Origin of the sequence: Salmonella sp. NW177 (genome assembly GCF_051811585.1) — a bacterium.
GTDB classification, from domain to species: Bacteria; Pseudomonadota; Gammaproteobacteria; order Enterobacterales; family Enterobacteriaceae; genus Salmonella; species Salmonella enterica.
In genome coordinates this window covers 63914-74230 of record NZ_JAMMZV010000012.1, presented here as the reverse complement: position 1 = coordinate 74230, position 10317 = coordinate 63914, and the positions used below count along the sequence as shown (strand labels likewise).

9 protein-coding genes are annotated in these 10317 nt (G+C 53.2%); 2 read left to right on the top strand and 7 right to left on the bottom strand.

Annotation, left to right across the window (positions count from 1 at the left end):
• Positions 1-201 precede the first annotated feature (201 nt).
• Together NA986_RS23230 and mdtD are read left to right on the top strand one after the other, a co-directional pair.
• Positions 202-906, top strand: a complete 705-nt coding sequence (locus tag NA986_RS23230) for a FadR/GntR family transcriptional regulator (RefSeq protein ID WP_001131144.1) — start codon at positions 202-204, stop codon at positions 904-906.
• 11 nt (positions 907-917) lie between these two features.
• Entirely contained in the window at positions 918-2345 is a 1428-nt protein-coding gene (gene mdtD, locus NA986_RS23225) for a multidrug transporter subunit MdtD (protein WP_000202071.1), read from the top strand.
• On the opposite strand, the gene rbsR is transcribed toward mdtD, so the two are convergent.
• The 7 genes from rbsR to kup form a co-directional block, all read right to left on the bottom strand.
• The gene (gene rbsR / locus NA986_RS23220; RefSeq protein ID WP_000224496.1) at positions 2311-3309 is read right to left on the bottom strand and encodes a ribose operon transcriptional repressor RbsR; all 999 of its coding nucleotides are present in this window, start codon (positions 3307-3309) and stop codon (positions 2311-2313) included. The two genes, mdtD and rbsR, sit on opposite strands and share 35 nt — an antisense overlap.
• A 3-nt stretch (positions 3310-3312) precedes the next feature.
• Entirely contained in the window at positions 3313-4242 is a 930-nt protein-coding gene (gene rbsK / locus NA986_RS23215; RefSeq protein WP_000844730.1) for a ribokinase, read from the bottom strand.
• 132 nt (positions 4243-4374) lie between these two features.
• Positions 4375-5265 (bottom strand): ribose ABC transporter substrate-binding protein RbsB, encoded by an 891-nt coding sequence (gene rbsB, locus NA986_RS23210; RefSeq protein ID WP_001056260.1) that lies wholly within the window; start codon positions 5263-5265, stop codon positions 4375-4377.
• Between the two features lie 24 nt (positions 5266-5289).
• A complete protein-coding gene (gene rbsC, locus NA986_RS23205; protein WP_000211345.1) occupies positions 5290-6255 on the bottom strand; it encodes a ribose ABC transporter permease in 966 nt (321 codons plus the stop codon).
• A gap of 5 nt (positions 6256-6260) precedes the next feature.
• A complete protein-coding gene (gene rbsA / locus NA986_RS23200; RefSeq protein WP_000339359.1) occupies positions 6261-7766 on the bottom strand; it encodes a ribose ABC transporter ATP-binding protein RbsA in 1506 nt (501 codons plus the stop codon).
• Between the two features lie 7 nt (positions 7767-7773).
• The gene (gene rbsD / locus NA986_RS23195) at positions 7774-8193 is read right to left on the bottom strand and encodes a D-ribose pyranase (protein WP_000715944.1); all 420 of its coding nucleotides are present in this window, start codon (positions 8191-8193) and stop codon (positions 7774-7776) included.
• 216 nt (positions 8194-8409) lie between these two features.
• Positions 8410-10278: a low affinity potassium transporter Kup gene (kup, locus tag NA986_RS23190; RefSeq protein WP_023215947.1), complete on the bottom strand. Its 1869-nt coding sequence runs from the start codon at positions 10276-10278 to the stop codon at positions 8410-8412.
• Positions 10279-10317 lie beyond the last annotated feature (39 nt).

The window sequence follows — 10317 nt, the reverse complement described above, 5'->3', positions numbered from 1 at the left end:
GTTCCGTGTCAGTGGTGGCGCATTATAGGGAGTTATTTCTGCCTGACAAGAGGAAATTTAAAATAATTTTCTGAGTGTCTCTTTTTTCATCAATGGCGTGCTTAACGTGCCATAAAATAAGCAAATTGCCGTTATTGCAACTGCAATCACACTTCCAGGTGGCATACTAATAACCAAACGAAAGAGAAAGGAAGAACATTCATGCCTTTAAGCGCACAACAATTAGCCGCACAGAAAAATCTATCCTATGTTCTGGCTGAAAAGCTGGCGCAGCGGATATTAAAGGGTGACTACGCCCCCGGTACGATTCTTCCCGGCGAAATAGAACTGGGCGAGCAGTACGGCGTAAGTCGAACGGCAGTTCGCGAAGCGGTGAAAACGTTGACGGCTAAAGGCATGGTGCTACCCCGTCCGCGCATTGGTACGCGGGTGATGCCGCAGGGAAACTGGAACTTTCTGGATCAAGAGCTGCTGACCTGGTGGATGACGGAAGAAAATTTTCATCAGGTGGTAGATCATTTTCTGGTGATGCGTATTAGCCTGGAGCCGCAAGCCTGCCTGCTGGCGGCGACTCTTGGCACACCGGAGCAGAAAGCGCGGCTTAATGCCTTAATGGAAGAGATGGTCGCGCTGAAAAAGCATTTTAAGCGTGAACGCTGGATTGAAGTGGATATGGCGTGGCACGAGCATATCTACGAAATGAGCGCCAATCCCTTTCTAATCTCTTTTGCTACGCTATTTCATTCGGTTTATCACACTTACTTTACCTCAATCACCTATAACGAGGTGGTAAAGCTGGATTTGCACCAGGCCATTGTTGATGCCATCGCTGATGGCGACGGCGAACGCGCTTTCCAGGCCTGCCAGGCGTTGTTAATAGCGCCCAATGAGAGACCAGATAATTAACAGGATATTGAATGACCAGCAAAAAAGCGCGCAGTATGGCTGGCCTGCCGTGGATCGCGGCGATGGCCTTCTTTATGCAGGCGCTAGACGCCACCATTTTGAATACCGCTTTACCGGCTATTGCGCATAGTCTTAACCGTTCACCACTCGCCATGCAGTCCGCTATTATCAGTTATACCCTGACAGTAGCTATGTTAATTCCGGTAAGCGGCTGGTTGGCTGACCGCTTCGGTACGCGTCGCGTCTTTATGGTTGCCGTAAGTCTGTTTACGTTAGGCTCGCTGGCCTGCGCGCTCTCCAGTTCACTATCTGAATTGGTTATTTTTCGCGTCGTACAAGGCGTCGGCGGAGCGATGATGATGCCAGTGGCGCGGCTGGCGTTATTGCGAGCCTATCCGCGTAGCGAGCTGCTGCCCGTTCTTAACTTTGTCACTATGCCGGGGCTGGTAGGTCCGATTCTGGGGCCGGTATTAGGCGGCGTACTGGTGACCTGGGCAAGCTGGCACTGGATCTTCCTGATTAATATTCCCATTGGTGTTGCAGGCATTCTGTATGCCCGCAAATATATGCCCAACTTCACCACGCCGCGTCGCAAGTTTGACATGACCGGCTTCTTTCTTTTTGGGTTAAGTCTGGTTTTATTTTCCAGCGGAATGGAACTGTTTGGCGAAAAGATTGTGGCGACATGGATCGCATCCGCCATTATTTTTTGCAGTATCGTTCTACTATTGGCCTATATCCGCCACGCCCGCCGTCATCCGACACCGTTAATATCACTATCGCTGTTTAAGACACGCACATTTTCCGTCGGTATTGCCGGCAACCTCGCCACGCGTCTGGGGACAGGCTGCGTACCTTTTTTGATGCCGTTAATGCTACAGGTTGGTTTTGGCTACCCGGCTCTGATCGCCGGCTGCATGATGGCGCCGACGGCTTTGGGTTCTATTATCGCGAAATCGACCGTAACGCAGGTTTTACGACGTTTGGGATACCGGAAGACTCTGGTCGGCATTACGGTATTTATCGGTCTGATGATTGCCCAGTTTTCGTTTCAATCTCCCGCCATGCCGATCTGGATGCTCGTACTGCCGCTATTCATTCTTGGAATGGCGATGTCCACTCAATTTACGGCAATGAATACGATTACTCTTGCGGATCTGACGGACGATAACGCCAGCAGCGGCAACAGCGTTCTGGCGGTTACGCAGCAATTGTCTATCAGTTTAGGCGTGGCGATCAGCGCGGCGGTGTTACGTATTTATGAAGGTTTTGCGGGCACCAGTACCGTGGAACAGTTCCACTATACCTTTATCACGATGGGGGCGATCACTATCGTGTCCGCACTGATGTTTATGCTACTAAGAGCCAAAGACGGCAACAATCTGATTAAAGAACGGCATAAATCTAAACCGACCCACGCACCGTCAAAACCGGAGTAAGCTGAAGTCGCTGTTGTTGCAAGGCGGGCTGCGCCATCCGATGAATCAACACATCAATAGCCAGCTCGCCCAATTCATCTTTCGGCTGATGGATAGTCGTCAGCGGCGGCGTCATATAGCGCGCCAGCTCAATATCATCATAGCCAATGACTGCCATATCCTGCGGAATACGAAGCCCCGCCTGATATAGCGCCTGATAGGCGCCGACAGCCATCGCATCGTTTCCGGTAAAAACCGCTTGCGGTCGCTGTTGATGGGCCAGTAACGCCTGCATGGCGTCAAAGCCGCCGCCAAATTCAAAATCGCCGGTGATCTCATAGCCTTGCGGAATAGCCAGCCCTGCGCGTTTCATCGCCGCCCGATACCCTTCCAGCCGTAAACGCGCTGGCGTTTTGTCCAGCGGGCCGGTAATACAGGCTATTCGGGTAAATCCTTTATCGATAAGGTATTGGGTGGCAAGATCGCCGCCTAACAACGAATTATCCTGAATGAGATCGCTACCGCCCTCGCCATCAAACGGCGACCAGTCCATCATGACGGTAGGAATAGACGGATAACGCTCCATGATTTCACGAGAAGGCTGATGCGTTTCGGTACACAGCAGCAGTAAACCGTCTACCCGTTTTTGCATCAGCGTCTCCAGGTTGCGGTTCATCCGTTGCTCGTCGCCTTCGGTATTGCACAGCACCAGACTATAACCGCGCTCAAAACAGCTTCGCTCAACGCCGCGCACCAGTTCGGAATAAAAAGGGTTGGTACTGGCGGTAATTAGCATACCAATCGTGCGGGTCTGGTTTAACTTGAGGCTTCGCGCCAGCGCAGAAGGCGCATAGTTAAGTGATTTAATCGCCGCTTCAACTTTTTCGGTTATCGTCTCACTCACAAAGCGATCTTTGTTAATAACGTGAGAGACCGTCGATGTAGAGACTCCCGCCAGGCGGGCAACATCTTTCATAGTAGCCAAGCGTTACCCCTGCTGATGTAAAAACGCTTCTATCTCTTCGCGCCACGGAACGGACGGTTGCGCGCCTTTACGCGTTACGGCAATCGCGGCGGCGGCATGGGCAAAGCGAATCGCTTCCGGCAACGGCGTCTCCTCCAGTATCGCGGTGATAAAGGCGCCGTTAAACGTATCTCCGGCGGCAATGGTATCGACAGCCTCAACGCTAAATCCAGGAACGCGGCGGCCCTCGCCGTTTACGCTGGCCCAGACGCCACGGCTTCCTAAGGTAATTAATACGGTTCGAATGCCTTTATCATGCAAAACCTGCGCAGCTTTCGCGGCATCGTCGTCATTTTCCACACGCACGCCCGTCAGCTTTTCAGCTTCCGTTTCATTTGGCGTGATGATGTCCACCAGCGCCAGCAGTTCATCCGGTAGCTCACGGGCAGGCGCCGGGTTAAGCGCAACAGTAGTATGATGTTGATGGGCGATTTTCGCCGCCGCCAGTACGCTTTCCAGCGGCGATTCCAGCTGCATCAGTAACGCATCCGCCTGCGCGATACGTTCACGTTGCGCATCAACCAACGCCGGCGATAACGCGGCATTCGCTCCGGCATGAATACCGATGACGTTCTCGCCTTCGCCGTTAACGAAAATCAGCGCCACCCCGGTAGACTCGCCTTTAATAACGCTAACTGGCGCGATATCAATACGATCGCTGACTAATTGTTTACGAATACTGTCGCCAATATCGTCATCGCCCGTGCAGGCGATAAACGCAATATTTGCCCCGCTACGTCCCGCAGCAACCGCCTGATTCGCGCCTTTCCCGCCAAACGCGACCTGATAATGGCTACCGGTTACCGTTTCACCCGGGGTAGGGAAGGACTCAAGATTAAGGATATGATCGGCATTAATGCTGCCAAGGACGATGAGATTACCTGCGGTTTTCATATTCGGGGTTCCACGTCAAAGTGCGCCACCGGTTAGGGTGGCGCGTGCCCTGCTTTTCTTTTTTTACGTTCACCTCAGCGGAGGCTCGCGTATTTCTGTCGCCATCAGGCCATAGTTGACCCGTGTCGTTTATTACTGCTTGATGACCAGTTTCAGGTCAACCGGATATTTGGCCTGAACTTTTTCGCCTTTCAGCACCTTATCCGCCACTTCAACGCCTTTGGCGCCGATTTGATCCGGTAACTGAGCGATAGTCGCTGCCAGTTTGCCATCTTTTACGGCCTTTTCGCCATCCGGCGTACCGTCAAATCCAACCACCATCACATCTGCTTTACCGGCAGTTTGCAGCGCGCGCAGTGCGCCCAGCGCCATTTCATCATTCTGGGCGAAGACAGCCTGAACATCCGGATGCGCGGTCAGCAGGTTCTGCATGACGTTCAGACCCTTAGTACGGTCGAAATCGGCAGGCTGGCTGGCCAGGACATTAAATTTGTGGGCGGCTACCGCCTGCTGGAAACCTTCGCCACGCTCACGCGCCGCAGATGTTCCGGCAATGCCTTGCAGCTCAATCACTTTGGCGCCTTCGCCAGCTTTTTTCGCGATATAGTCGCCAGCGATCTTACCGCCCAGCACGTTATCAGACGCGATATGGCTGACGACATCGCCTTTGGTTGCCTGGCGGTCAAGCGTGATAACCGGAATCTTCGCCTGGTTCGCCATCTTCACCGCGTTACCCACCGCATCGGAGTCAGTCGGGTTGATCAGCAGAATTTTGGTCCCGCGAACGGTTAAATCCTGCACGTTCGCCAGCTCTTTGGCAGGGTTGTTCTGGGAGTCCAGCACCACCAGGTTATAACCCAGTTTATCCGCCTCTTTTTGCGCCCCGTCTTTTAACGACACGAAGAAGGGATTATTGAGGGTAGAGATCACCAGCGCAATGGTGTCTTTCGCCATTGCATTCGCGCTCACGGTGGCGCTCAGCGCAACAGCAGATACCAGGGTAGCCAGTTTTTTCATGTTCATATTTCAGATGTCCTGTAGTCGTTGTTACTGCTTTTTGTTGTCTACCAGTACCGCCAGCAAAATCACCACCGCTTTGACGATCATCTGGTAATAGGAGGAAACACCTAACAAATTCAAACCATTATTAAGGAAGCCGAGAATCAATGCGCCGATCAATGTCCCAACAATGCGCCCTTTACCGCCGGCAAGGCTGGTGCCGCCCAGCACCACGGCGGCAATAGCATCCAGCTCATAGCCGGTACCCGCCGTCGGCTGCGCGGAAGAGAGGCGCGCCACTTCAATGATGCCCGCCAGCGACGCTGTCAGGCCGCAAAGTGAATAGACGATAATTTTCACTTTGCTCACGCTAATGCCAGACAGGCGCGTCGCCGCTTCGTTACCACCCAGCGCGTAGATATAGCGTCCCAGACGGGTGTGATGCAGCATATACCAGGCGGCGATAAAGACGATAGCCATGATCCAGACCGGCGTAGGAACGCCCAGCGGACGGCCGATACCGAACCAGCCAAACAGATCGGCGTTATCGGTAAAGCCAGTGTTGACCGGGCTACCGTCGGTGTAAACCATCGTCACGCCGCGCAGTAGCAGCATCATCACCAGCGTAGCGATAAACGCCTGTACGCGGCCTTTCGCGACGATAACGCCAGTGACGGCGCCAATCGCAGCGCCCAGCGCCAGCGCGGCGGCAACCGCGACCAGCGCATTCACTTCAACGCCGACGATTGAAGCGGCAACCGCGCCGGTGAGCGCCAGCAGGGAGCCGACGGACAGATCGATCCCCGATGTCAGAATCACCAACGTCATCCCCACCGCCATAATGGCGTTGACGGAGGTCTGTTGAAGAATATTGAACAGATTATTAACGGTAAAAAAGTTGGGGCTCAACGTCGAAACAATCGCGATCAGCACCAGCAGGGCAATGAGCGACTTCTGCTCAAGAAGCCACGCTTTAGTGAAATAACGGCGACCAGAAACAGCCTGGGTTGTCATCTTTTTTACTCCTGATTCACGCGATTAAGCTTGCCCACTGCGGCAGCCATTAACACTTCCTGGGTGGCCTGCTCGCGAGTAAATTCACCGCTGAGATGCCCTTCATGCATGACGATGATGCGATCGCTCATGCCTAATACTTCTGGCATCTCAGATGAGACCAGAATGATGCTCAGGCCGTCGGCCTTAAACTGGTTGATAAGCTGGTAAATCTCTTTCTTGGCGCCGACGTCCACGCCGCGAGTCGGCTCGTCGAGAATGAGCACTTTCGGGCGCGTCATCAACCCGCGGGCAATCGCCACTTTTTGCTGATTACCGCCAGAAAGCAGGCCTATCGCCTGTTCCATTGACGGTGTCTTGACGTTGAACAGACGGATAAAATCCCCCACCGCCTGCTGCTCATCTTTGTGTTTCAGGCTTCCGCCAGCGCGGCTGAAATAGTCCAGCGCCGTCAGCGACATATTCTCTTTAACTGACATGCCGAGCACCAGTCCATCGCGCTTACGGTCTTCAGAGATATAAACGATGCCATTGGCCAGCCCGTCCTGCGGAGAGCGCGTCACCACTTCGTGTCCATCGAGCGTCACATAACCGCTGGTTCGCGGCATCGCGCCGTACAATACTTTCATCAGCTCGGTGCGACCGGCGCCCATCAGGCCGGAGATGCCAAGAATCTCGCCTTTTCGCAGCACAAAAGAGACATCATTCACGCCCGGTCCGCACAGATTATCGACCTTCAGGCGAATCTCACCCGGCGCGTTATCCAGATGCGGGTACTGATCTTCCAGCTTACGTCCCACCATCATTTCGATAAGAGAATCTTCGGTCAACGTGGCCACTTCACGCTCGGCGATAAATTGCCCATCGCGGAAGACCGTCACGTCATCGCAAATTTCGAAGATCTCTTTCATACGGTGGGAGATATAGACAATGCCGCGCCCCTGCGATTTTAATTCGCGGATAACGCGGAACAGAGAGTCGGTTTCAGTGTCGGTCAGCGCATCGGTCGGTTCATCCATAATGATGACTTTGGATTCGAAGCTCAGCACTTTGGCGATTTCCACCATTTGCTGATCGCCGATAGAGAGTTCGCCCACCAGCTTATCGCTCTTAAAACGCAGATTGAGTTTGGCTAAGAGGTGGTCGGCTTCGGCATACATCTTTTTCCAGTCGATTTTGCCAAAGCGATTCACAAACTCACGGCCCAGGAAGATGTTTTCCGCAATGGTCAACTGCGGGATCAGGTTCAGTTCCTGATGAATAATGCCGATCCCGGCTTCCTGAGACGATTTAGGCCCATTAAAGGTGGTCTCTTTACCCAGCCATAACAACGATCCCGCATCTCGCGTATAGATGCCGGTTAATACTTTCATCATGGTGGATTTTCCGGCGCCGTTTTCCCCCACCAGCGCCATAACGCGGCCAGGATAAACGTTTAACGCGGCGCCGGAGAGAGCCTTCACGCCGGGGAACGCTTTATCGATCCCTTTGAGTTGCAGTAATGCGTCCATAGCGGCCTCAGAAAGTGACGCCAGCGCAAAGAATGACGTTCGCATACGGGGAACACTCCCCGCTGCGAATCACCGCCTGACTGTCTGCAGTCAATTTTTTGAATTGTTCGTGTGTCGTATAACTAATTTTTATGGTGTTTCCCTGGTGTTGCTGCAGTTGCTCAAGGTGAGTGAGCAACGTTTCGTGGAGCTGCGGATTCTGTTGTTTGATTTCCGTTGCAAGAATCGCCGCCTCAACCTGCATTTCCCGGGTCACGACATCCACCACCTGCATAAAAGAAGGTACGCCCTGGGTTAGTGCCATATCGATACGCGCAGTGCTATTCGGGATGGGTAAACCCGCATCACAGACCACCAGAGTATCAGTATGCCCCAGACGGGAAATGACCGACGAGATTTCAGAGTTGAGTACGGTGCCTTTCTTCATTTTTCTGCTCCACTAGCGAAACGTTTCGCTGGCCGCAGTGTAACCCTGGATGTGTTCATAAAACCATCATGACGTAACAGAATTGTGATCGCCGTCGAAACGTTTCGCTAGCGGAAATCAGGTGAAGATAATCGCCCAATGGCGATTATCGTGTGGGAATCTACGGATTGGCCAGGCCGGGTAAGCCAATGCGGCCCCCGGCATGTTGATGGGAGGTTAAATCTCGACCTGCGTACCTAACTCAATCACGCGGTTAGGCGGGATCTCGAACTGATCCGGCGCGCGCAGGGCGTTGCGTTGCAGCAACAAATACAGCTTGCCACGCAAACGCAAATACCACGGGCGTTTGCCGACAATCAACGACTCGTGCGACATAAAGAACGACGTTTCCATCATCCGACAGCTAAGCCCTTCCAGACCGCAGCGGTGGAACACCTCTTCAACGTTTGGCGTTTCGCGCCAGCCGTAGCTGGCCACCACGCGCCAGAATGTCGGAGACAACTGCTCAATCTGCACCCGGCGAACGTTATGCACATAAGGCGCATCTTCCGTACGCAACGTCAGTAAGATTACGCGCTCATGCAACACTTTGTTGTGCTTCAGGTTATGCAATAAAGCAAAAGGGATCACACTGAGCGCGCGCGACATGTATACGGCAGTACCCGGCACCCGAACCGGCGGTGACTTCTCCAGTGAAGCAATCATCGCTTCCAGCGAATTACCGTGTTCATGCATACGACGCAACAGACGGAAACGCTCGCTCTTCCAGGTGGTCATGATCGTGAACATGATCAGACCCAGGCTCAGCGGCAGCCAACCGCCGGACAACAATTTATCGAGGTTAGCCGAGAACAGCGGGATATCCACGCACAGGAACGCGATGAGGATCAGCGCGACAAAATATTTGTTCCAGTGCCAGTTCTTACGCGCCACGGTCGTAGAAAGAATAGACGTCAGCACCATCGTGCCGGTCACGGCGATACCATAGGCCGCAGCCAGGTTGCTGGAGTGCTCAAAGCTAACAATAACAACCACGACCGCGAAATAAAGCAGCCAGTTAACGAAAGGGATATAGATCTGACCGGACTCCATCTCGGAGGTATGGATAATGCGCATTGGCGACAAATAGCCAAGACGCACAGCCTGACGCGTCAGCGAAAAGACGCCGGAAATGACCGCCTGGGAGGCGATCACCGTCGCCAGCGCGGCCAGAATCAGCAGCGGAATTAACGCCCAGTCCGGCGCCAACAGGAAGAAGGGGTTTTTAATCGCTTCCGGATGCTTTAGTAGCAATGCGCCCTGACCAAAGTAGTTCAGTACTAACGACGGCAATACCACGGTAAACCACGCCAGGCGAATCGGGAACTTACCGAAGTGTCCCATATCGGCGTACAACGCCTCTACGCCGGTAATCGACAGCACCACCGCGCCCAACGCAATAAACGATACGGTTTTATATGCAAGGAAAAAACGTACCGCCCAGACAGGATTCAGCGCATGTAACACTTCGGGATTGGCGATAATACTGCGCAGGCCAAGTACCGCCAGGATTAAAAACCAGGTCAGCATGATCGGCGCAAAGAGTTTTCCTACCATTCCCGTACCGTGCTTCTGAATCATAAACAACAGAGTCAGCACAATAATGGAGAGCGGGACAATCCAGGTATCCAGCTGCGGCGCGACAATCTCCAGGCCTTCAATCGCCGACATCACCGAAATCGCCGGCGTAATGACCACTTCGCCATAGAAAAAGCTGCCGCCTATCAGTCCCATGATAACTAACATGGATGTGGTGCGCGCCGAGGTATTACGCCCAGCAAGCGACATCAGCGTCAAAATTCCACCTTCACCCGCGTTATCGGCGCGCATCACGAAGGTGAGATATTTGATGGAAACCACAAAGATGAGTAGCCAGAAGATCAGCGACAGAAAACCAAACACGGCATCTCGTTCAACGCCAAAACCAAACTGACCGGACAAACATTCACGAAGCGTATAAAGCGGGCTGGTGCCAATATCACCGTAGACAACCCCAATAGCTGCGAGGGTAATCGCAGGCAACGATTGCTTATTATCAGTGCTCATAGACTCATCTTTCGTTTATACACGTCACCCTTCACACTA

Bases quoted from the DNA above. Each gene is read 5' to 3' on its own strand.
- NA986_RS23230 (WP_001131144.1), top strand. From the start codon at position 202: ATGCCTTTAAGCGCACAACAATTAGCCGCACAGAAAAATCTATCCTAT.
- mdtD (WP_000202071.1), top strand. From the start codon at position 918: ATGACCAGCAAAAAAGCGCGCAGTATGGCTGGCCTGCCGTGGATCGCG.
- rbsD (WP_000715944.1), bottom strand. From the start codon at position 8,193: ATGAAGAAAGGCACCGTACTCAACTCTGAAATCTCGTCGGTCATTTCC.
- rbsC (WP_000211345.1), bottom strand. From the start codon at position 6,255: ATGACAACCCAGGCTGTTTCTGGTCGCCGTTATTTCACTAAAGCGTGG.
- rbsA (WP_000339359.1), bottom strand. From the start codon at position 7,766: ATGGACGCATTACTGCAACTCAAAGGGATCGATAAAGCGTTCCCCGGC.
- kup (WP_023215947.1), bottom strand. From the start codon at position 10,278: ATGAGCACTGATAATAAGCAATCGTTGCCTGCGATTACCCTCGCAGCT.
- rbsK (WP_000844730.1), bottom strand. From the start codon at position 4,242: ATGAAAACCGCAGGTAATCTCATCGTCCTTGGCAGCATTAATGCCGAT.
- rbsB (WP_001056260.1), bottom strand. From the start codon at position 5,265: ATGAACATGAAAAAACTGGCTACCCTGGTATCTGCTGTTGCGCTGAGC.